Annotated in this window: 20 protein-coding genes and 1 tRNA gene; 17 read left to right on the top strand and 4 right to left on the bottom strand. The window is 46.9% G+C overall.

Translation table 11 applies throughout. The annotated features are described in order from the left end of the window. The first annotated feature begins 5 nt into the window (after positions 1–5). From Pas1_RS05525 to Pas1_RS05510, 4 genes are all read left to right on the top strand, one after another. The gene (locus Pas1_RS05525; RefSeq protein WP_112294719.1) at positions 6–692 is read left to right on the top strand and encodes a dienelactone hydrolase family protein; all 687 of its coding nucleotides are present in this window, start codon (positions 6–8) and stop codon (positions 690–692) included. Positions 693–707: 15 nt separating this feature from the next. Continuing rightward, the gene (locus Pas1_RS05520) at positions 708–1205 is read left to right on the top strand and encodes a hypothetical protein (protein WP_112209147.1); all 498 of its coding nucleotides are present in this window, start codon (positions 708–710) and stop codon (positions 1203–1205) included. An 83-nt stretch (positions 1206–1288) separates the two neighbouring features. Further along, the gene (locus Pas1_RS05515) at positions 1289–2107 is read left to right on the top strand and encodes a peptidylprolyl isomerase (RefSeq protein ID WP_112294718.1); all 819 of its coding nucleotides are present in this window, start codon (positions 1289–1291) and stop codon (positions 2105–2107) included. A 38-nt stretch (positions 2108–2145) separates the two neighbouring features. Then, positions 2146–2505 carry a DUF1622 domain-containing protein gene (locus Pas1_RS05510; protein WP_225971585.1) on the top strand — a complete coding sequence of 120 codons (360 nt, stop codon included), beginning with the start codon at positions 2146–2148 and terminating at the stop codon, positions 2503–2505. A gap of 5 nt (positions 2506–2510) precedes the next feature. Here the strand turns inward: Pas1_RS05510 and Pas1_RS05505 are convergent. Beyond that, positions 2511–2597, bottom strand: a tRNA-Leu gene (locus Pas1_RS05505). Positions 2598–2751: 154 nt separating this feature from the next. Between Pas1_RS05505 and rnr the strand changes: the two genes are divergently transcribed. Continuing rightward, on the top strand, positions 2752–5151 hold the full coding sequence (gene rnr, locus Pas1_RS05500) for a ribonuclease R (protein WP_112294717.1): 2400 nt from the start codon (positions 2752–2754) through the stop codon (positions 5149–5151). A gap of 13 nt (positions 5152–5164) precedes the next feature. Beyond that, positions 5165–5920: a 23S rRNA (guanosine(2251)-2'-O)-methyltransferase RlmB gene (gene rlmB, locus Pas1_RS05495; RefSeq protein WP_404824854.1), complete on the top strand. Its 756-nt coding sequence runs from the start codon at positions 5165–5167 to the stop codon at positions 5918–5920. Here the strand turns inward: rlmB and tal are convergent. After that, positions 5900–6844, bottom strand: a complete 945-nt coding sequence (gene tal, locus Pas1_RS05490; protein ID WP_112294716.1) for a transaldolase — start codon at positions 6842–6844, stop codon at positions 5900–5902. The two genes, rlmB and tal, sit on opposite strands and share 21 nt — an antisense overlap. Positions 6845–6968: 124 nt before the next feature. Here tal and rpiA point away from each other — a divergent pair, with 124 nt between their 5' ends. Beyond that, positions 6969–7679, top strand: a complete 711-nt coding sequence (gene rpiA, locus Pas1_RS05485; RefSeq protein WP_112294715.1) for a ribose-5-phosphate isomerase RpiA — start codon at positions 6969–6971, stop codon at positions 7677–7679. A 225-nt stretch (positions 7680–7904) separates the two neighbouring features. On the opposite strand, the gene Pas1_RS05480 is transcribed toward rpiA, so the two are convergent. Together Pas1_RS05480 and argA are read right to left on the bottom strand one after the other, a co-directional pair. Next, entirely contained in the window at positions 7905–8177 is a 273-nt protein-coding gene (locus tag Pas1_RS05480; protein WP_112203811.1) for an oxidative damage protection protein, read from the bottom strand. A 12-nt stretch (positions 8178–8189) separates the two neighbouring features. Then, positions 8190–9554, bottom strand: a complete 1365-nt coding sequence (gene argA / locus Pas1_RS05475; RefSeq protein WP_112209153.1) for an amino-acid N-acetyltransferase — start codon at positions 9552–9554, stop codon at positions 8190–8192. A 104-nt stretch (positions 9555–9658) separates the two neighbouring features. Between argA and hrpA the strand changes: the two genes are divergently transcribed. The 10 genes from hrpA (at position 9659) to xth (ending at position 23139) form a co-directional block, all read left to right on the top strand. Further along, positions 9659–13579: an ATP-dependent RNA helicase HrpA gene (gene hrpA, locus Pas1_RS05470; RefSeq protein WP_225971665.1), complete on the top strand. Its 3921-nt coding sequence runs from the start codon at positions 9659–9661 to the stop codon at positions 13577–13579. A 17-nt stretch (positions 13580–13596) separates the two neighbouring features. After that, complete coding sequence (locus Pas1_RS05465) at positions 13597–14607, top strand: YVTN family beta-propeller repeat protein (protein ID WP_450088511.1); 1011 nt, start codon at positions 13597–13599, stop codon at positions 14605–14607. A 6-nt stretch (positions 14608–14613) separates the two neighbouring features. After that, positions 14614–15396 (top strand): polysaccharide deacetylase family protein, encoded by a 783-nt coding sequence (locus Pas1_RS05460; protein WP_112203815.1) that lies wholly within the window; start codon positions 14614–14616, stop codon positions 15394–15396. Positions 15397–15399: 3 nt separating this feature from the next. Then, positions 15400–16383, top strand: a complete 984-nt coding sequence (locus Pas1_RS05455; protein ID WP_112294714.1) for a sterol desaturase family protein — start codon at positions 15400–15402, stop codon at positions 16381–16383. After that, positions 16380–17240: an EI24 domain-containing protein gene (locus tag Pas1_RS05450; protein ID WP_112294713.1), complete on the top strand. Its 861-nt coding sequence runs from the start codon at positions 16380–16382 to the stop codon at positions 17238–17240. Before Pas1_RS05455 ends, Pas1_RS05450 begins: the two co-directional genes overlap by 4 nt. A 1-nt stretch (position 17241) precedes the next feature. Next, entirely contained in the window at positions 17242–18111 is an 870-nt protein-coding gene (locus Pas1_RS05445) for a competence/damage-inducible protein A (protein ID WP_112209156.1), read from the top strand. A gap of 175 nt (positions 18112–18286) precedes the next feature. Further along, entirely contained in the window at positions 18287–19702 is a 1416-nt protein-coding gene (gene glnA / locus Pas1_RS05440; RefSeq protein ID WP_112209157.1) for a type I glutamate--ammonia ligase, read from the top strand. Positions 19703–19728: 26 nt separating this feature from the next. Continuing rightward, a complete protein-coding gene (glnL, locus tag Pas1_RS05435) occupies positions 19729–20850 on the top strand; it encodes a nitrogen regulation protein NR(II) (protein WP_227868619.1) in 1122 nt (373 codons plus the stop codon). Beyond that, positions 20847–22298, top strand: coding sequence for a nitrogen regulation protein NR(I) (ntrC, locus tag Pas1_RS05430; RefSeq protein WP_112294712.1), 1452 nt, complete (start codon positions 20847–20849; stop codon positions 22296–22298). The genes glnL and ntrC overlap by 4 nt, the downstream gene beginning before the upstream one ends. Beyond that, positions 22291–23139: an exodeoxyribonuclease III gene (gene xth, locus Pas1_RS05425; protein WP_112203829.1), complete on the top strand. Its 849-nt coding sequence runs from the start codon at positions 22291–22293 to the stop codon at positions 23137–23139. Before ntrC ends, xth begins: the two co-directional genes overlap by 8 nt.

Below are 23139 nucleotides of genomic sequence, written 5' to 3'. Positions count from 1 at the left end.
AAGTCATGATTCAATACTCAAGACCCGATGGTCAAATCGTTAATTCTTACTTAGCTGAACCAGCCAATCCAAGCAATGCGCCAGCAATCGTAGTGATTCAGGAGTGGTGGGGCTTAAATGAGCAGATTAAAGGGGTGGCGGATCAGCTCGCCAAAGCTGGCTACCGCGCCTTAGTTCCCGATCTTTACCGGGGACAACTCGCGCTAGAGGCCCATGAGGCAGAGCACTTAATGCAAGGGCTCAATTTCGGAGATGCGGCAGGGCAAGATATTCGTGGAGCCGTGCAATACCTCAAAAAAATGGGCAGCCCCAAAGTGGCTGTCACCGGATTTTGTATGGGTGGAGCGCTAACCGTGTTGTCTGCCTGCAATGTTCCTGAGTTAGATGCAACGGTAGTTTGGTACGGCTATCCACCATTAGAGTTTGTCAACCCTAAAGCCATTACAAAACCGATGCTTGCCCACTGGGCTTTGCATGATGATGCCTTTGCTATTAGTGGTGTAGATCAGTTAGAGAGCATGCTCAATGATGCAGGAGCGCCAATTGAGTTTTATCGCTACGATGCCAAACATGCATTTGCTAATGAAGAAGCAGACGCTCGTAACTTACCGTATCTGAAATACCATGGTGAGGCAGCTACGCTCGCTTGGGAAAGAACCATGTCTTTTCTTAAGGCTCAATTAAGCGCTTAAAACACCCAATACCTTATGCATCTCTATTCTGAAAACCTCGCTATTGAAATCGCCAACTATTACCGGAACCTCAGCCTAGGTCATGGTGTTATTCCCAAAGTATTTACTTTAGTTAATGCTGAAGGGGATCAATATCTTTTCTTTATCGATGATTTGCGGATGGAAAAGCAAGAAGAGACCCAATTTCTTTCTTACATTGTTCAAACGCATGATGCCGTCTCTTATGCGCGAGGTACTCTCATTATTCTGGGTAAAAAACAAGAATTGATTGAGTTTGCTGTAATCGACCGAGATAGTTCACAAGCAATCGTCTGTTCGGCAGAACTCACCCGCGATATGGATGAAAAGCCCATTGGTCTGACCGAGTTTGAAAAGACTCTGGTGCCCAAGGGAAGCATTGTATTTAATGGACTCTTTGATCCCATCAAACTATCCGATCAGACGATCGAAGACTATGAGGGTCTCTGGGACGAGATGAAATCCAAGATCTTGCACCGCTCAATGGCGATTTAGGGGCCACCTTTTTGCTCTTGTATCATGGGGTCATTAATAGACTCAAACCACAAACCCAATCCTCACACTGAAACTACAGCCCTATGAAACATATTAATAAAATCCTGATCCTGATCCTTTTGGGCTTAGCCAGCCATTTCGCAACAGCGCAAACTGGTGGCGGCACTGTTCTGGTGGTTGTGAATGGCGCCAAAATTACCTCTGGCCAACTCAATGAGTGGGTCAATGTCGCTGTTTCAGAAGGGGCAAAAGACACTCCAGAACTGCGTCAATCCGTCTTAAATGACTTGATTCTGCGCGAAGCGGTTTCTCAAGATGCTAAGAAGACGGGCTTATTGACGACCGGTAATAATGCTTTCAAGATCAAGTTGGCTGAACAAAATGCCGTATTAGAGCTCTGGTTTGCGCAGTACTTCAAAGCGCATCCTTTATCAGAGGCTGACGTTAAAGCCGAATACGAAAAACAGGTCTCTCTCAGCAAAGAGCCACAGAATACTAAAGAGTACAAGCTCTCACAGATTGTTACTAATACCGAAGCAGAGGCAAATCAAATTATTACTCAGCTCAATAAGGGCGCATCCTTTGCAGTCTTGGCGCAAGAAAAGTCTCTTGATAAAACCTCAGGGGCAAGAGGCGGAATAATGGGCTGGGCTTTGCCAAGCCAGCTAGTTCCCCCCATCAACAGTGTTGTCCCTAATATGGCTAAAGGGCAGTTCACAGTTAAGCCAATCCAGACTAATAATGGCTGGCATATTGTGATGGTCGATGATGTGAAGCCATTTGTATTGCCAAGCTTTGATGAAGCTAAAGCCGGTATCGCCCAAGCCTTAGTGCAACAAAGACGTCAAGAGGCAGTAAGTGCGCTGATGAAGACGATCAAAATTAGCCAGCCTGGCAAGTAACTCTATAAGACAAGGCGAGGCGAGGGGAGGCAAGAACTATGTTGGAGACTTCATTGGGTTTAGCGCAAATCATTCGCTATGTCAGCGATGTGATGGATGCTTTGGGTGTTGCTGTTGTTTCCCTGGGTGTTCTATGGGGCTTATTGGGCTTCATTAGAAACATCGCTCAACGACCCATCGATGATTCCTATAAAGCGTTTCGAGATCAAATTATTCGTGCCTTATTGCTCGGTTTAGAGATTCTGGTTGCAAGCGATATCATTCGAACCGTTGCAATTAACCCGACCCTAATGAGCGTTGCCATCTTGGGCGCCATTATTACCTTGCGTTGTTTCTTGAGTTGGTCTTTGACACTCGAAATGACCGGCAGGTGGCCCTGGCAGACTGCTGAAAAATAGAAGTTTGGTGCCCAGAAAGGGACTCGAACCCCCACAATCTTTCGATCGCCAGCACCTGAAGCTGGTGCGTCTACCAATTTCGCCATCTGGGCGTCTCTATATTATACGGGCAGGTCACTTTGAGGTGTTTTGAGCCCCTTTTGGGCTTTTCCAAAGAGGACACGCTGATTTGATACAGTTGGTCTAGTAAATAACAAAAATGGCTTTAAATTAGCTGTATACGGCAAGTAATGCCAGAGGAAATCAATGCGTAAAGCAGATCATGTGGTGCCCCGCGATGACAATCGTTTAGGTACCGTTCAAGGCCACAGAGATGGTTTTGGTTTTGTAATCCCCGATGATGGTGGTGAGGATATCTTCCTCTCCGAAAAAGAGATGTCCCGCGTGATGCACGGTGACCGGGTCAATGTCAAAGTGTTGGGCACTGATCGCAGAGGTCGACCAGAGGGACAAATTGTTGAAGTCGTAGTGCATGCTAATAAGCTCGTCATTGGTCGACTGCTCAATGAAAATGGTGTTCTCATTGTTGCTCCGGAAGATAAACGGATTGGTCACGACATTCTGATCCCGCCCAAGGGTCAGGGTATCGCGAAACTCGGCCAAGTCGTCAGCGTTGAAATTATTGACTACCCCGATAGCTATCGCCAAGCAGTAGGTAGGGTAGTTGAAGTACTGGGAGAGATTGATGACCCTGGTATGGAAATCGAGATCGCCGTTCGTAAGTACGGTGTACCTCATGAATTCTCTGCTGCTGCAATGAAAGAAGCTGCAGCACTGCCCGATACCGTTCAGCAATCAGATTTAGAAGGTCGTGTTGACTTGCGTGATGTTCCACTGGTCACGATTGATGGTGCTGATGCCCGTGATTTTGATGATGCGGTCTACGCTGAGCCCGTCATGTACGGAAAAAGTAAAGCTTGGCGTTTGATCGTAGCAATTGCAGACGTATCGCACTACGTTAAACCTGGTCATCCTTTAGATGATGACGGTCTGTTACGAGCAACCTCAGTGTATTTCCCAAGACGTGTCATTCCGATGTTGCCAGAGAAGATCTCTAACGGTCTTTGCTCTCTAAATCCCGGCGTAGACCGACTCTGTATGGTGTGTGATTCTGTAGTAGATAACAACGGCATCGTATTGGCTTATCAGTTCTATCCAGCAGTGATGCATTCTGCGCAACGCTTTACCTATGACATCGTTTGGGAGATTCTCTCAAACAGCAAAGGCCCAGAAGCAGCCCGCTTTGCTGAGTTCCGTCCATTGCTCATGAATTTGTATTCTCTTTTCAAGATCTTGTTATCCGCCAGAGAAAAGCGTGGTGCGATTGAATTTGAGACTACTGAAACCCAGATTATCAGTAATGAGCTCGGTAAGATCATGCGTATTGAGCCCCGCACGCGTAATGATGCGCATCGCCTGATTGAAGAATGTATGCTGACGGCTAACGTCTGTGCCGCTGACTTTATTGAGAAGAACAAGCATCTTGGCTTATATCGTGTTCACGGTGAGCCATCTGAAGAGAAGTTAGTAACCTTGCGTCAAGTTCTGCGTACTTCTGGCCTGTCATTAGGCGGTGGTGAAAAACCCAAGCCACGCGACTTTGCGAAGTTAATCAAAGAAGTTAAAGAGCGTCCTGATGCCAATATGTTGCAATCGGTGGTTTTGCGCTCGATGCAACAGGCGATGTACCAACCCGATAACGAAGGCCACTTCGGTCTAGCTTATCCAGCGTATTCTCATTTCACGAGCCCGATTCGCCGTTACCCCGATCTATTAACCCATCGGGTGATCAAAGCGATTCTGCAGAAAAAACCCTACATCCCTGTCTTGCCTCCTAAAGTTCCTCTGAACTTAACCCTGCCTCGTAAAGGTAAAGCACGTCAGAATGCGGTAGATGCGAAAAAATCCCATACCGATGCGAAGACTGCGGCAGAAAAAGGCACTAAGTTACCAAAAGGCGCAAATGCAGCATTACCCATTTGGGGTCAGCTGGGTGTGCACTGTTCATCGAATGAACGCCGCGCCGATGAAGCCTCACGTGACGTAGAAGCATGGCTCAAGTGCTATTACATGCGCGATCACCTGGGTCAAGAATATGCCGGCACCGTGACTAGTGTGGCTAGTTTTGGTTTATTCATTCAACTGGAGAACCTCTTTGTTGAAGGCATGGTCCATGTCACGGAATTGGGTGGAGATTATTTCCAGTACGATGAAGCCCGCCAAGAATTGCGTGGTGAAAGAACTGGTATTCGTTATCGTTTGGGCGACAGAATGCATGTACTAGTCAGTCGCGTCGATTTAGATGCCCGCAAAATTGAATTTAGCCTCATGAAAGCTGTTGGTGCTGAGCCAGGCAATAATTTCAATCGACGCTCAATGGTTCTAGCAACAGAGACAGGAAGGCCCAATAAAAAGGCGGCCTCCAAGAAATCACGTCCGCAAAGCAAAACACCTCAAAAACCCAGCGGCATCAATGTCAATGCAGCCAAGACTTCAGGTAATTTAGGGGCTTCACAATCCAAAGGTAAATCAAACCGTAATAACGGTAAGAACGGAAAAGCCAAAGCAGCCAATCCTGGACGTATGCCTGGTAAAGCAGCGGGTAGTAAGCCACCTGTCCGCAATACCAAAGCACGTCGTAAATAAGTAGACTATCGACATGAAACAAATCTTAGTAGGATTTCATGCGGTACAAGCCCGCTTGCGAGTGGATCCCGATAGCGTGAAGTCAGTTTATTTTGATCCCAGCCGTCGTGATCGACGCATGGGTGACTTTCTCAAACAGGCTGAAGAGATCTTAGGTGAGCGCCTGCATGCTGCTGATGCAGAGCGTTTGCACAAACTTACAGGGCATGATCGCCATCAAGGCGTTGTAGCTCTTGCAGAGAAGATGACTGTAGCGCGTACCATTACAGAAGTCGTTGAAGATGTCCAAGCACAGCAAGAAAAAGCACTCTTCTTGGTCTTGGATGGGGTTACTGATCCCCATAACTTTGGTGCTTGTTTACGGGTTGCTGATGGTGCAGGAGTCGATGCCGTGGTTATTCCAAAAGATCGGTCTGCCTCGATTAATGCCACAGTGAGCAAAGTCTCCAGTGGCGCGTCTGAAGTCATCCCTGTCATTACTGTAACCAATCTGGTACGTAGTATGAAAGAGATGCAAGAAGCGGGTGTTTGGTTGATTGGCACAGACGATGAAGCCAAGAAGTCGATCTACGATGTTGACTTAACAGGACCCATAGGCATTGTGATGGGCGCCGAAGGTGAGGGCATGCGCAGACTCACCAAGGAAACCTGTGATGAGTTGGTCAGAATTCCGATGCAAGGCGTCGTAGAAAGCCTGAATGTCTCGGTAGCGAGCGGCGTTTGCCTCTATGAGGCACTCAGACAGCGCTTAGCTAAGCAAGTTCTCTAACTTCTCAGTATCAATACAGAAGTTCCGAATCCCTTCAGCTAATTTTTCTGTAGCCATCGCATCATTATTGAGTTCAAGCCTAAAGCTCGATTCATCTAGCTTCAACATGTCTATCTCAGCAGATGATTCACTTTTCTCCAGTAATTTACGACTTACTAGCTGATCACTCTTTTGGAGTTCTGCCAAGAGTTCAGGGCTAATCGTTAATAGATCACAGCCCGCTAATTCTAAAATCTGGCTCGTGTTACGAAAACTCGCACCCATAATTTCTGTTTTGATGCCAAAGTGTTTGTAGTGTTGATAGATCCGCTTCACAGATAGTACGCCAGGATCATTAGCGCCAGTGTGGCTAGCATCACTCCACTGACTGCCTAATTTAACTTTGAACCAATCAGTGATACGGCCCACAAATGGGGAGATCAACTTAGCGTTGGCAGCACCACACGCTGCAGCTTGAACCAAAGAGAAGAGCAAAGTCATATTGCAATGAATACCTTCTGCTTCTAAAGCTTTCGCTGCTTCAATGCCTTCCCAAGTGCCAGCCAATTTAATGAGGATGCGTTCGCGCTTGATGCCATGCGATTCATAGAGGCTGATAAGGTGCTTGCCTTTGGCAATCGTTCCAGCGGTATCAAAAGAGAGGCGGGCATCGACTTCAGTGGAGACTCGTCCAGGCACAATCTTCAGAATCTCTAAACCAAAAGCAACCAAAATATAGTCAACCAGTTCAGCAGCTTTCATACCAGGGTGAGCGGCTTTGACCTGATCAACCAGAGCTTGGTAATTACTCTGTTGGGCAGCTTTCAAAATGAGAGAGGGGTTGGTGGTAGCATCCTGAGGTAAAAATTGGCGCATCCGCTCAAAATCCCCGGTATCGGCGACTACGGTGGTGAAAGCTTTGAGTTGTTCTAAGGCGGATGGCATAGTAGTGGCTTCTTAAATAGTTCAGTAGATTGCTTTATCGATATCATATGATATTAATAATTATCCCCTGTGCCACTAGATAGATTAATGAAGAAATTGACTAAGTTAAGGACTGCTTGAGATCATGAATCAAGACCAATTAAAGCAATTAGTTGCCCAGGCAGCTCGTGATGAGGTTCTTCAGCTTCCCGCTGGGCAAGTCCTGGGTGTGGGAACCGGTTCAACCGTCAACTGCTTCATTGATGCCATCGCACCCCACAAAAGCCATTTCGCTGGTGCGGTATCGAGTTCAAATGCCAGCACAGAGCGTCTCCTAAAACATGGCTTCACAGTTTTAGATCCCAATGATGTTGTGCAATTACCAGTCTACGTTGATGGTGCCGATGAGATTGATCCTCAGGGCAATATGATCAAGGGTGGTGGTGGAGCCTTAACCAGAGAGAAGATTATCGCTTCAATGGCCAATCAGTTTTTATGTATCTGTGATGCCTCTAAACAAGTACCCATCTTGGGCCACTTTCCATTGCCGGTTGAGGTTATGCCAATGGCCTGTGCCATTGTGACGCGTGAAATGGAAAAAATTGGCGGGAAGATCACGCTCAGACTTCAAAAAAATACCCGTGAAGATTTAAACCAAACCCCTAGCCAACCCTTTATTACCGATAACGGCGGTTGGATACTGGAAGTTAGTGGTTTAAGTATCAATAACCCACCAGCGCTTGAGGCACAGATCAATCAAATTGCTGGCGTACTGACTGTTGGCATCTTTGCTAAAGAAAAGGCCGATGTCTTATTGGTAAGCAATTCGACAGGCGTTGAACGAATCATTTTGTAAGTTTAAAAAATAAAACCCGACGGGGTATGCCCATCGGGTTTAATTGCCACATTCAATGTGACAGGAGCAAGGGGGAGTTTGATGTCCCTAGTGCCCAATAAGCATAGAGATATGCTTACGTTAGCAGTCTAAATACATTTAGACCAATGTGGGCTACACACCTGCTGTAACACCACACTTTCATCCTATGCCTCTAATAATGCTTCGTCAAGCCCAATTTGGAATTTATTCAGATGGTGGAACGAAACCCTGCGCTGCATCAGCGCCACCCTCATAAAAGTATTTTTCAACTTGCTTAAGAAGGTATTGGCGTGCCCTAGGATCAGCCATATTGAGGCGATTTTCATTAATGAGCATGGTTTGATGCTTTAACCAAGCTGCCCAGGCCTCTTTAGAGACCTCATTCCAGATCTTTTTGCCCAATTCACCAGGAAGTGGAGCGAAATCCATGCCCTCAGCTTCTTTATTGAGTTTGATGCATTGAACCATGCGTGCCATGAAAAGCCTTTCTTATAAATCTTTAGTTAAAACCATGGACTTGCGATCCCAGTTGTAAATCTGCTTTCTTTCTTCGGGCAGATCATCGACTGTGGCGCGTTTGAAGCCACGCTTGAGAAACCAATGCTCGGTTCTTGTTGTGAGAACAAAAAGCTTTTTAATGTTTTCTTGTTTAGCCCGCATCTCAATGCGTTTTAAGAGGCGCTCTCCATCACCGGAGCCTTGCACATCGGCATCGACTGCGAGGCAAGCTAACTCACCAACGCCATTAGGGAAAGGGAAGAGAGCGGCACAACCAAACAAGACGCGATCATGCTCAATCACCGAGAAGCGCTGAATATCACGCTCGATCACGTCTTGACCACGAGCGGCTAAGATGCCTTCTTCTTCCAAAGGCATGGTGAGTTGCAAAATACCACCTACATCATCTTGATTCGCTTCTCTCAGGTTCTCAATATCGGAAGACGCGAGCATCATGCCAATACCATCGTGTGTAAAGAGCTCCTCTAAGAGCGCGCCATCCTGATTGCAGGGTAAGAAATGCACACGGCTCACGCCTGAGCGAACGGCTTTACCTGAAATATTGAGTAAGCCTTTGAGGCCAGATTCAATGTCTTTGTGCTCAGTCATGTAATCCTGTAGCTGAGGTAAAGACAATTCCGTAATGAGTTCACCATCAACATCTCTCAAGCCGCTATAAGGGCTTAAGAAAATCAGCTTGTCTGCTTTGAGTGCTGCAGCAGTCGAAGCGGCAACGTCTTCATAAGCCAAGTTAAAGGCTTGGCCGGTTGGCGAGAAGCCTAGCGGTGAGAGCAGCACAATCTTATTGCTATCGAGCGAGAGCGTAATTGAGGTTGAGTCAACCTTACGCACTAAGCCAGTATGAACATAGTCAACTCCATCAACCACACCCACTGGCATTGCAGTAATAAAGTTACCGGAGATGACGGAGATCCGTGAACCCGCCATTGGCGTATTGGGCAAACCGCGGCTAAAAGCCGCTTCGATATCGAGGCGCAATTCACCGGCGGCTTCTTTAACGCACTCCAGTGCAGCAGCATCTGTAATACGGTAAGTATTTAAAGCGCTGGTACCAAACTTGCTCTTGATCTTTCTGAGTTTGAGCTGCTCTTCAATCTGTGGGCGGATACCGTGGACTAAAACAATCCGCATCCCCATCGCGTGAAGCATTGCGATATCTTCAATTAGGTTCTCAAGGCCGATTTCTTTCACGAGCTCACCAGCAAAGGCAATCACAAAGGTCTTTTCACGGAAGCTATGAATGTAGGGCGCAACATCGCGCAGCCAGCCTACGAAGGGAAAGTTTGAGGTCGATTCTTCGTCGCCGGGGACAGGGTTTGGTGCATTTGTGCTCATAGTGAGAAAATTATAGGGTGCAAGAGCCTAAAAACAAACAAAAACCCCCAGAAAGACCGAAAGTGGAGTCTCTAGCTGTGCCTTCACCCAACACTCGTAAGCGCATGGAGATCACCTTTCCCGAGCAATTGCCGGTCTCTGCCCAGCGCAAAGTCATTGCTGAGGCACTCTTAGTCCATCAGGTTGTGATTGTCTGTGGCGAAACAGGTTCAGGCAAAACGACCCAGCTACCGAAGATTTGCCTCGATATTGGTCGAGGTAGTATGAATGGCGGCAAATTGATTGGCCACACCCAACCAAGACGGATTGCAGCAACCGCAACTGCCAAGCGCATTGCCCAAGAGCTGGGAACGCCGATTGGGGTGGATGTGGGTTATCAAGTGCGCTTTGCGGACAAAACCAGCCCAGGCGGATCGATCAAGTTGATGACGGACGGGATCTTACTTGCTGAAACGCAACGGGATCCACAACTGCGTGCTTATGACACCCTCATCATTGACGAAGCCCACGAGCGCAGTCTAAATATTGATTTTCTCTTAGGCTATTTGAGACAGTTACTCCCTAAGCGGCCCGATCTGAAATTGATCATCACCTCAGCAACGATTGATGCCAATCGATTTGCCGAGCATTTTGCTTTAGGTGGTAAGCCGGCCCCCGTGATTGAAGTGAGCGGCAGACTTTTTCCGGTTGAACAACGTTATGCCCCCTTACAAGTCAACGAAGGAAAAAAAGACGCAAAGGAAATTCAGGACATACCCGATGCAGTAGCGCAAGCGATTAATCAAGTGTGGCGTGAAGGTGCCTCTGGTACAGGTGATGTTTTGGTCTTCCTACCGGGTGAGCGAGAAATTCGGGATTGTGCAGAAGTCTTGCGTAAGGATCATGTTCTGCAACAACGCTTTCATCCAGAGATTTTGAGTCTATTTGCAAGGCAGTCAGTAGCAGAACAAGAGCGGGTTTTTAGTCCAGGTAATGGCAGGCGCATCATATTGACCACCAACGTGGCAGAAACCTCTTTAACTGTGCCCAATATTCGGTACGTGATCGATAGTGGCCTTGCTAGAGTTAAACGATATTCTTATCGAAATAAAGTAGAGCAGCTACAAGTTGAGCCTATTTCCCAAGCGGCGGCCAATCAACGGGCAGGTCGTTGCGGTCGCGTATCGGATGGTATTTGTATTCGTTTATACAGTGAGCAGGATTTTCAATCCCGTGACCGCTTTACCGATCCGGAGATTCTGCGCAGCTCATTAGCAGCAGTGCTGCTTCGTATGAGCGCTCTCAAGCTTTCGAAGGTAAACGAATTTCCATTTTTAGACCGACCATTAGGTAGAGCAATCGCTGATGGGATACAGCTCTTAGATGAGCTAGGCGCCATTGAATACGACCCCAATGAGGATGACCAAACCCGTTTCAAGCTCACCCCCATTGGCAAGCAATTGGCAGACCTACCGCTGGATCCTCGCATTGGCCGAATTCTGCTGGCTGCAAAAGACCAACAGGCTCTGCGTGAAGTCACGATCATTGCTTCAGCACTAGCAACACAAGATCCTCGAGAGCGTCCGCTTGAGCAAGCTCAAGCTGCAGACCAAGCCCATTTGCAATTTGCCGATGAGCGCTCGGAGTTTCTGAGCTTTATTAAATTATGGGATTGGTATCAAGATGCGTTGACTCATAAGCACAGCAATCGACAGTTAGAAAATCTGTGTCGCAGTAAATTTCTATCACCACGGCGTTTAAGGGAATGGCGTGACGTGTATGGTCAACTCTATGTAATGTTAGGAGAGAAGGGCTGGAAAGAAAACACGACTCCAGCAACGTATGAGCAAATTCATCTCGCGCTACTGACGGGCCTACTTGGCTTCGTTGCTAAAAAAGAGGAGGATGAAAAATCCCAAGAGCGGGGGAGTAAAACCGGAGCTTATCTCGGGGCCAGAGGCATCCGGCCATTTATTTGGCCAGGATCAACGATCGGTAAAAAAGCCGGAGCATGGTTCTTGGCTGGCGAGATGCAAGAGACCACCCGCATGTATGCGCGCACGATTGCCAAGATTGAACCTCAGTGGATTGAAAAAGTAGCCGCCCATCGCCTTATCAAATCTTTGAGTGACCCTTTTTGGGATAACCGACAGGGTGAGGTCATGGCGTTTGAGCGGGGCACCCTATATGGACTGCCGATCTATCATGGTCGCCGCGTGCGCTATGAGTCGCATGACCCCGAGCTGGCTAGAGAATTATTTATTCGCCAAGCCCTCGTTGAGGAAGCACTCTTTGGGCGGATGGATAGCGCTGCCCTAGAGCGAGAAATCCAGGCAGAGGCAAAAAGAAAATATCCCGAGAGCTTTAACTTCTTTTGGCACAACCACCAACTCATAAAAGAGATTGAGGCTTTAGAGCATCGTTCTCGTCGCCCCGATGTATTGGTCGATGATGATTTGCTCTATGCCTTCTACGATGCACGCCTGCCCAAGACCGTGCTCAACCGCGAAGAGATGAAAGCTTGGTTAAAAACCCCTCAAGCTGATAGTCAAATGCGTTTGTCCAAATCAGACTTGATGCGCCATGAGGCAGCAGGCATTACTGTCGATCGCTATCCTAAAAAATGGATGGTTGGCGGAAGCGAGCTGAGCCTGACCTATCACTTTGAGCCAGGTAGCCCCAAAGACGGTGTGACCTTGGTCGTTCCTCTGACTCTGCTAAATCAAGTTGATGGCCGCCGTTGTGAATGGTTGGTGCCAGGCATGTGTGAAGAGAAGACTCAGCTTTTACTTAAATCTTTGCCACAAAAATTACGGCGCCACTTAGTTCCCTTGCCGGCTTATGCGCAAGAATTCTTGGAGCGCTGTCTTGAGGAAAAGCTGTTCGGAGTTGGTGATTTTGTAGAGCATCTGATTAGAGACATTCAAAAAGAACGGGGCATTGAGATTGCGCGGACCGATTTTCGTCCTGAAGCTTTACCCCAGCATTTATCGATGAACTTTCGATTGATTGATGAGCATGGGCGCCAGCTTGAGCTCGATCGCAATCTCGTCAAGCTCCGCGCAGAGTTTGGCGGCATTGCCCGTGATGCCTTTCAGGCCCTCGCTCAAGAAGGCGATATCACAGCAAAAGCAGAATCCACACAATCGGATGGAGCAAAACCCACGATTGAGATTAGTCAAGGTGGATACCGATCATGGGATTTTGGCGAGCTACCAGAAACACTGGAGATTAAGAAGGGCAATAAGCTGCTGTTTGGCTATCCTGCATTAGTCGATCGTGGAGATTCATGCGATCTTGAAGTCTTTGATGATTTACTAGAGGCCCAGAAAATACATCATCAAGGATTGCGCAAACTCTTCGCAATCGCCAATAAGGACACCATCAAATCCCTGCAAAAACAATTACCGGGTATGCGTGAGCTCGGTTTATTGTTTATCAACATTGGCTCGGTTGATAACTTAGTAGAACAAATTCTGAACCTAGCGATCGAGCGGGCCTTCATGAGCGAATCTTTGCCGATCAATGCTAATCAATTTAATGAGCGATTGCAGACCGGTAAGCCAAGATTGGCTTTGATCGCACAAGAGATCGCTAAGCATGCTTTGAACGCATTACAGGCCAATACTGATGTACAGAAAAAAATGGCGCAGGCTAAAGCATCTTCCGCAACTGCATATGCTGATATTCAGAGTCAATTGCAGGGACTGATATTCCCCAAGTTTGTCTCTGACATTCCTTATCCGCAGCTGGTCCATTTGCCGCGCTACCTCAAGGCGGTTCAGATGCGCATTGATAAGCTCAGGTCTAATCCTGCCAGAGATGCTCAGTGCCAAAAAGATTGGGAGTCTGTTGCAAGACCATGGCAAAAATTACTGCAGGGCTCTAAAGGCTCAGCATCCTATGTGATGGCAGAACATCAAGGCCTTCAGGACTTCCGCTGGCAGCTAGAGGAGCTCAGAGTAGCCCTTTTTGCCCAAGAGCTTAGAACACCGAGTCCCATGTCACTCAAGCGACTCGAAAAGGTCCTGGCAAGCCTGCGCTAGTTGCTTACAATATAGGGATGCGCTTATCTTTGATCAAGACGATTCACCGTCTTGCACTTCCCACTCTTTTTATCATTCAGACCCCATTCGGGATGAGTCTGGCATTGGCTGAACCTGTTCAGCCTAAGCTGGCAGTCATATTGAACTCAGCAGATGCCAGTGTCAGTTTGATTGATATGAATACCCGTCAAGTCGTCAAAACAGTGCCTGTTGGAAAAGAGCCGCATCACCTGATGATGACGCCAGATCAGAAAATCTTGATGATTGCCAATGCTGCTGGTAACGACGTTGTTCTAATGGATCCGACGAGCGGTGAAATTACAGGGCGTATTCCTCACATCATTGATCCATACCAAGTGGGTTACTCACCAAACCACAAATGGTTTGTTGCTAATGGAAATCGCTTGAATCGGGTGGATGTGTATGCAGCTGATAGCGCTAACTTGACTCTTGCAAAATCATTTAAGTTAGGCAGGACACCCAGTCACGTTGCATTTACATCGGATAGCAAAATTGCATTTGTGACTTTGCAAGACTCTAACGAAGTTGCGGCAATCGATCTCGAATCTCAAGCCATTTTGTGGAAAATCCAGACTGGTAAAACACCTGCCGGTTTATGGATGACTCCTGGAGACCAATATCTATTGATTGGCTTGACTGGTGAAGATAACGTTCAAGTCTTAGATTGGAAAACCCAAAAAGAAGTGAAACGGATTCAGACAGGCAAGGGTGCACATAACTTCCGACCCTTGGGCGATAAGAAGCATGTATTTGTCAGCAACCGAGTGGCCTCAAGTATTACCTTGCTCAATATGCAGACCCTTGAAAAAGAGGGCGAGATAACCGGTTTGCCAGCGGGACCCGATGATATGGAAATTACCCCAGACGGTAAGACCATGTGGGTCACCTTCCGTTTTGCTAAAAAGGTTGGTGTGATTGATTTGAGCACTATGAAGCTGGTTTCCGTGATTCCAGTGGGCAGATCTCCCCATGGCGTCTTTTTCTATCCCCGTGCGGCTTGGGAGTAAAACACCATGAGCAATCGTTCAATACTTGCTCTGACCTGGCTCTGTCTTTTCAGCTTTTCAACACAGGCTCAAACCAATGCACCAGCACACTCTTGCAATAAGACGGTGTACTTAACGTTTGATACCGGAAATATGTCGGTAGCACAAACTGTTGCGGATATTTTGAAGCGACACAATATTAAAGCGACATTCTTTCTGGCCAATGAGAAGACCTTTAGAGGTGACTATGCATTAGAGGATTCCTGGAAACCGTTTTGGCAGATGATGCAGCAAGAGGGCCATCATTTTGGTAGTCACACGTATAACCACGATTACTTTGTGAAAGATGGACCACGTAATGAGGTATTCATCAAGCCGCAGTTTGGTCCGCAGGCTGGTAAGACCATGCTCATGAGTGAAGCCAGTTTTTGTAAGGACATCCGAGAGGTTGATCAGCGCTTTGTTGAGTTAACTGGAGAGTCGATTCAAAAAATCTGGCGTGCACCTGGGGGCAAAACCTCACCTCGTCTGATTAGTATGGGCAATTTATGTGGTTATCAACATATTGCTTGGGCACCTTCAGGCTTTTTAGGGGATGAGCTCAATTCAGATAAACATCCCAATGCCATGCTTTTAGAGAAGGCGAGCCAGGGGATAAGGGATGGTGATATCACCATGGCCCATTTAGGAATCTGGTCTAGAAAAGACCCCTGGGCCCCAGCGGTTTTAGAGTCCCTGATTCTGAACCTCAAAAAGCGAGGCTTTTGTTTTGCGACCCTACCCACGAATAGCCCAAATCAGTCAAAATAAGGTATGAATCTGAGCTCAATTCTTGCCGATGTTTCTGATGCTATTTCCAATACTTACGCTGGTATTCAAGAGCGCCTGTTTTCAGGAGTTGTTGAACCTTTGCTATATCAACTTGATTTAACTGGATGGTCTGAGGACGTCTTTGACGGCATTGATTGGTTCTTATTCGGCTGTATTCAGATTGCGTTAATCGTCCTTTTGTTGCGCACATGGGAGCGCTTGAATCCTGCAGAACCCCAGGAAAAATTCTCGAATGCCAGTAAAGCGGATGTAGCCTATTCCCTTTTTCACCGCCTTGGTATCTTCCATGGCCTGTTCTTTATTGCTATCTCAGGATTCTTTTTCCAGCTGGATTCTGTGTTACATGACTTTCGATTCGCGAGACTCAATGTAGAGTCTTGGTGGCCCGGAGTGACATCGATCCCCATCATTAGCTTTTGTATTTATATGATCCTGCTCGATTTAGTCGAATATCTTTACCATCGTGCTACCCATACCTTCAATTGGTGGTGGCAACTACATGCTTTGCATCACAGTCAAACCGTGATGACTGCTTGGTCAGATAATCGTAATCACATTGTGGATGATATTTTGCGTGCAGCTGTTTTTGCTTTATTTGCACTTTTATTTGGAGTTTCACCAGGACAATTTATTTTTCTGGTAGTGGTTAGTCAATTTATTCAAAGCTGGCAACATGCGAATCTCAATATCGATTTAGGAATCGGTAAGTACTTATTGGTGTCACCACTGTTTCACCGCATGCATCATGCGGTTGGCTATGGACATGAAGCAATTGGTAAATCAGGAGTACTTGGAGGTTGTAACTTTGGCGTGCTCTTTCCATGGTGGGATATGTTTTTTAAGACCGCAGTTTTTAGTAAAGCGGTTTACCCCACAGGCGTGCGAGATCTGAAACTTTCTCATAATATTCTGACTCAGCAGTGGCAAACGCTACGCTCTTCTGCAAGAGCAATATTTAAATCATGATTGCTGTCCAGCAAGTAGTTCGTGCATTCGGCTTAGCTTTAGGCGGTACTATGCATCCACGAATGCTGTGGTTGAGTTTGCGCCCATTCTTCATTATCTCGGTATTTTGGGGCTGCCTCATTTGGTTGACATGGACACCAAGCTTGGCAATGCTCAGCTCGTTTCTAACCAATTCTATTTTTACCAATTGGATCCAGGATGGCTTGATATGGGCTGGCTTTGATAATGCCCGCGCTTGGATTGCACCATTCTTTTTTGTGATGATGATCATTCCTTTGATCGCTATCAGTCTGCTAGTCCTCATTGCCTTTACCACTGTGCCAGCAATTGTGAATAGTCTATGCAAGCAATCTTTATATAGCGATCTACAAAGTAAACGGGGCGGCAGCCTGATTGGCAGTTTGTTCTATACCTTTTGGTCTGCTTTTATTTGCCTGGTTCTGGTTATGCTGACTTTGCCTGTGTGGTGGATTCCACCCTTATTTGCGATATTGCCCCCGCTGTTTTGGGGATGGCTGACGATGCGTTTGATGTCCTATGATGTCTTGGCAGGACATGCTAGCAGCGAAGAGCGCGATATCTTGATTCAGCAAAATCGCTGGTCCTTGCTGGTGATGGGAATTGCTTGTGGCATGTTGGGTGCAGTGCCTACCTTCTTTTGGGCTACATCAGCCCTTGCTTTGGTCTTATTCCCAATTGTGAGTTTTGTAGCCTTGTGGATTTATTCTTTGATTTTTGTCTTTGCTGGTTTATGGTTCTCCCATTTTCTATTGGAGGCACTTCAGAATCTAAGGAAAGATGAACTGAGTAAATCCCTTGTAGTAGAGACTCGTGTAATTGATAGCGGAGAGCGGTGAGATGGTCGATGCTTTAAAAACGGTGGAGATTGATTTGCCAAACGATGCCCCAAAGAGCTCAAGACGATTTGGCTTGATTGTGATTGGCGATGAAATTCTCTCCGGTAAGCGTCAAGACAAACATATGAGCAAACTCATCGAGTTGCTTAACGAAAGAGGCCTGAGCTTGTCGTGGGTCCGATATCTTCCTGATGAGCCAGACCAAATCACTGCTTGTTTAAAAGAAAGCTTTGCTAGTGGTGACGTGGTGTTTAGTACTGGCGGTATTGGAGCCACACCCGACGACCATACTAGACAGTGCGCAGCATTAGCACTGGGGACAAAAACGCAATTGCATCCCTCTGCCCAAGAATTGATTGCGGGTCGTATTCAGTCGATGGCAGAAGGGGATCCCATCAAAGCAGATTTAAGTACTCCAGAAAATCAACATCGCTTCAAGATGGGTGAGTTTCCGATTGGGAGTGAGATTATTCCCAATCCCTATAACCAGATCCCCGGGTTTCGAATTAAAGAGCATCACTTTGTGCCAGGCTTTCCAGTTATGGCTGCGCCGATGATGGCATGGTGTCTAGATCATTTCTATAAAGACCTATTTCATCAAGAAAATTGGGCTGAGCAAAGTTTCATAGTCCCCAAGGGTATTGAATCTGCTCTGACGCCGCTGATGGAACGAATTGAGGAGAGCTTTCCAGGGGTAAAGGTTTTTAGCTTGCCCTCAGTTGGGGATCCCGCTAAAGAAGGTGTTTTTGCTGAGCGTCATATTGAATTGGGGATTAAGGGTAATGCCAATTTGCTCGAAAGCGCTTGGTTGGCCCTGAGAACTGGCACAGAATCTCTGGGTTACGAAATACACGAGCTCAAGCCCCAATAATTGCACTAATTTGGTGCAATTAACCTATTAAACCACTTAGAACTTCGATTTATGGCACTTTAATAGTGCAATAATGTCAATTGTTGCTGCTTAGCTTCAGTAAATTACTTGCATCAAATGGGTGATATTGACCCACTAATAAAGACCCCGAATTTAGATAACACAGGAGAGTTGCATGACCAAGACCGTCGCCGATGTAATGAAGTTAGTTAAAGAGAAAGAATGTACTTTCGTTGATTTCCGCTTTGTTGATACCAAAGGTAAAGAACAACACGTATCAGTACCTGTTTCTGCATTTAACGAAGATAAATTTGAAAGCGGTCATGCATTTGACGGTTCCTCTATCGCTGGTTGGAAGGGCATCGAAGCTTCTGACATGTTGTTAATGCCAGATCCAACCGCAGCTTATATCGACCCATTCTATGAAGAGCCAACCTTGGTTCTCACATGCGACGTGATCGAGCCATCTGATGGCAAAGGATATGACCGTGATCCACGCTCTATCGCAAAACGCGCTGAAGCTTACTTAAAGAGCAGTGGCCTTGGTGATGCTGCTTACTTTGGTCCAGAACCAGAGTTCTTCGTATTTGACGGCGTTCAGTGGAATGTCGATATGCAAGGTTGCTCAGTAAAGATTATTTCTGAAGAGGCGCCATGGTCTTCTGGTCTCGATCTCGAAGGTGGCAATACAGGGCATCGTCCAGGCAAAAAGGGTGGTTATTTCCCAGTTGCCCCAGTAGATAGCTTCCAAGATATGCGTTCCGAAATGTGCTTGATTCTCGAATCCTTAGGTATTCCTGTTGAAGTGCATCACCACGAAGTTGCTGGTCAAGGCCAAAACGAATTGGGTACCAAGTTCAGCACACTAGTACAGCGCGCTGATTGGACCATCTGGCAGAAGTATGTTGTACAAAACGTTGCTCATGCTTATGGCAAAACAGCAACCTTCATGCCAAAGCCAGTGGTTGGCGATAACGGCTCTGGTATGCACGTTCACCAATCTGTTTGGAAGAATGGCGAGAACTTATTTGCTGGTAACGGCTACTCAGGTTTATCTGAATTTGCTCTGTACTACATCGGCGGCATCATCAAGCATGCACGTGCTTTGAATGCAATCACCAATCCAGGCACCAACTCCTACAAGCGTTTGGTACCTGGCTTTGAGGCTCCTGTGAAGTTGGCTTACTCAGCTCGCAACCGTTCTGCTTCGATTCGTATTCCTTATGTATCGAATCCTAAGGGCCGCCGGATTGAAACCCGTTTCCCAGATCCATTAGCTAACCCATACTTGGCATTCTCTGCCTTGTTGATGGCTGGCTTGGACGGTGTTCAGAATAAGATTCACCCAGGTGAAGCTGCTGACAAGAACCTGTATGACTTGCCACCAGAAGAAGATGCGAAGATCCCAACCGTATGCCATAGCTTAGATCAGGCTTTGGAGTGCTTGGACAAGGATCGTGAGTTCTTGACCCGTGGTGGTGTGTTTACAAATTCGATGTTAGATGCCTACATTGCATTGAAGATGGAAGAGGTCACACGTTTCCGCATGACTACTCATCCAGTCGAATTTGAAATGTATTACTCCCTGTAAGAGAAGGAAAGAACTTGAGCGCAGGTTTGTTGCGCAATTCGTTCAAGGGAGCAGCTTCGGCTGCTCCTTTTTTTCCGACATTGCTCGATCAAATTCCCAATGCCATCGTGATTTTCGAGGCAGATAGCCAGCAACTGGTTTATGTAAACCCTGCTGCTGAATCTGCTTTGGATTTATCACGTAAATCTCTGGAAGGTCATAACTTTCATGACTTGTTTGGCGATAACCTGCAACTTGGAGAGATGATTCACGAAGTCAAGAGTGGTCAAGCTCCTGCCCAACGTCAGGAACTTTTGCTCCATTCATTGCCTGGTAGCATTCATCAAGAGACGATACCTGCCCATGTCGTGATTGCTCTAATGGATGATTCGGACTTGATGCTGATGGAGTGGTTCCCGATTGATCAACAGTTACGTACTGAGCGAGATGAGCGCGTGACCCAACAAGTTGAAGCTAACAAAGAGCTGATGCGCAACTTAGCGCACGAGATTAAGAATCCCCTTGGCGGTATTCGCGGAGCTGCTCAGCTTTTAGAGTTCGAATTGCCAGAAAAGGGCTTGCGTGAATATACCCAGGTCATTATTAAAGAATCCGATCGCCTGCAGACCCTAGTGGATCGCCTTTTAGCTCCACACCGTAAAGCCCATGTCATGGAGTATTTTAATGTCCATGAGGCTTTAGAGCGGGTGCGTAGTTTAGTGTTGGCTGAGTTCCCGAAGGGCTTGAAGATCGTTCGTAATTACGATACGAGCCTGCCCGATATTTTGGGTGATCGTGAACAGCTCATTCAGGCAGTGCTAAACATTGCCCACAATGCTGCCCAAGCACTGAGCGTTGAAATTGAAGCAGGGGTAGCCCAAATTGAATTGCGTACTCGAGTAGCTCGCTCGGTCACGATCGCTAAACAGCGCTATAAGCTGGCTTTGGATCTTGATGTGATTGATAACGGTCCAGGCATACCCGCTGACATTCGAGAACGGATCTTCTTCCCCCTCGTATCTGGCAGAGAGGGTGGGAGTGGTTTAGGACTCACCCTAGCACAAACCTTTGTTCAGCAACACCAAGGCTCAATCGCCTGTGACAGTAAGCCAGGCTGCACGCATTTTCATATTCAAATTCCGTATCGTAGGCAGGAGAAATCAGAATGAAACCAATTTGGATCGTCGATGATGACCAATCTATCCGTTGGGTTCTCGAAAAAGCGCTGACGCGAGAAGAGATTCCTCATCGCAGCTTTACCAACCCTAATGATGTTCTCAATGCACTAGACAAAGATACGCCGAGCGTATTGATTTCGGATATTCGTATGCCGCGAGGTAATGGCTTGGATCTTTTGCAACATGTAAAGGTTAGCCATCCTAATCTGCCGGTCATCATCATGACTGCTTACTCAGACCTAGACTCAGCTGTCTCTGCATTTCAGAGTGGTGCCTTTGAGTACCTCACTAAACCTTTCGATCTTGATAAGGCGCTTGAGTTAATCCAGCGTGCGATTGAACAAGGACAGCGCAATCAATCTGCTGCCAAAGTATTGGATGACTGGAGACCCGATCAATCTGAAATTATTGGCCAAGCACCTGCAATGCAAGAGATCTTTAGGGCTATTGGTAGGCTGGCACAGTCCCATGCAACCGTATTAATTATGGGTGAATCCGGAACTGGTAAAGAGTTATTAGCCAAGGCTTTGCACAAGCATAGCCCCCGAGCTAAAGGCCCATTCATCTCATTCAGTAGCTCTGCAGTGCCGAAAGACTTGCTCGAGTCTGAATTATTTGGTCATGAACGCGGTGCTTTCCCAGGTGCTCAGACTTTACGACGTGGCCGCCTTGAGCTAGCTGAAGGCGGAACCCTATTTTTGGATGAGATCGGTGATCTTCCTGCTGAATTACAAACCCGTTTGTTAAGAACCCTAACCGACGGCCATTTCTATCGGATTGGCGGTCAAGACCCCATTAAAGCCAATGTTCGTATTATTGCTTCCACACATCAGAATCTCGAGGCGCGAGTATCGGCAGGACTTTTCCGCGAAGACCTTCTGCACCGCTTGAATATTATTCGTTTGCGGATGCCGCCACTAAGAGAGCGTTCTGATGACATTCCTCTGCTGGCAAGACACTTTATGCAAACTTGCGCAAAATCGCTTGGTGTCGAGACAAAAAAGCTATCCGATGAAGTGCTTCAGCATATGGTTAATATGTCTTTCTCGGGTAATGTTCGTCAATTAGAAAACTTATGCCATTGGCTTACCGTTATGACACCCGCTAGCACCATTGGAGTGGGGGATCTACCCAGTGATCTATTAACGGCAACCAATGAACCTACCATCATTGTGCAAGGGGAATCTTCACCAGTTGCTCCCCCAGTGAATCGTTCTAATACCAGTGATTGGGAAAATGGCCTAGGCCGGCTTGCAGTCAAGATGTTGCAGGATGGCGATCAATCGGTATTTGATGCTCTGACTTCACGTTTTGAGAAGGCTGTGCTACAAGCAGCGCTCGAGGTCACACGTGGTCGCAGGGTTGAGGCGGCGCAACGTCTTGGTATAGGACGTAATACGATTACTCGCAAGTTACAGGAATTGGGTATCGATGACTAGTTCTGTTCGTATCGCGGCCTGGAATGTCAACTCTTTGACAGTCCGCTTGCCTCACGTCATACGCTGGCTACAAGATCAAGAAAAAGCAAACGCGCCGATTGATGCGCTCTGTTTGCAAGAGCTCAAGCTCACGGATGAAAAGTATCCACATCGTGCTCTAGAGGATGCAGGCTACCTCAGTTTGGCAGCTGGTCAAAAAACCTATAACGGGGTAGCGATTATCTTACGTAAGGCAGCGCTGGCACCCATTGCGAGTGATATCGAAACAGCCTTCTTGAAACCGATTCGTAATATTCCAGGCCATATTGATGAGCAACAACGGATTCTGGCGGCTACGATTTGTTTTAAAGGAATGCAGCCAATGCGGATCATCTCGGCATACTTTCCGAATGGTCAATCACCAGACAGTGAAAAATTTCAATACAAGTTAAGTTGGCTAGGTGCATTACAAGCCTGGCTAAAGGACGAACTTGCTCAGAACGAGCGTTTGGCTTTATTAGGTGACTTCAATATTGCACCAAGCGATGATGATGTACATGACCCCAAAGCTTGGGAAGGGCAAAACCTAGTATCGCCACCAGAGCGCAATGCCTTCCAAAGCTTACTCAATCTAGGCCTAGTGGATTCCTTCAGAATGTTTGAGCAAGCTCCTAAAACTTATAGCTGGTGGGACTATCGCATGATGGGTTTTAGAAGAAATGCGGGTATGCGCATCGATCATATTTTGCTCAGCAAAGCCTTAGAAAAAAATTGCAGCTATAGCAAAGTCGATAAGCAACCGCGCACTTGGGAGCAACCCTCGGATCATGCGCCTGTGATTGCTCAAATTCAGAGTAATTAG

The organism is Polynucleobacter paneuropaeus, from assembly GCF_003261235.1.
GTDB lineage: Bacteria > Pseudomonadota > Gammaproteobacteria > Burkholderiales > Burkholderiaceae > Polynucleobacter > Polynucleobacter paneuropaeus.
Note: the sequence above shows the minus strand (reverse complement) of the source record. Positions and strands in the feature narration are given on the sequence as shown.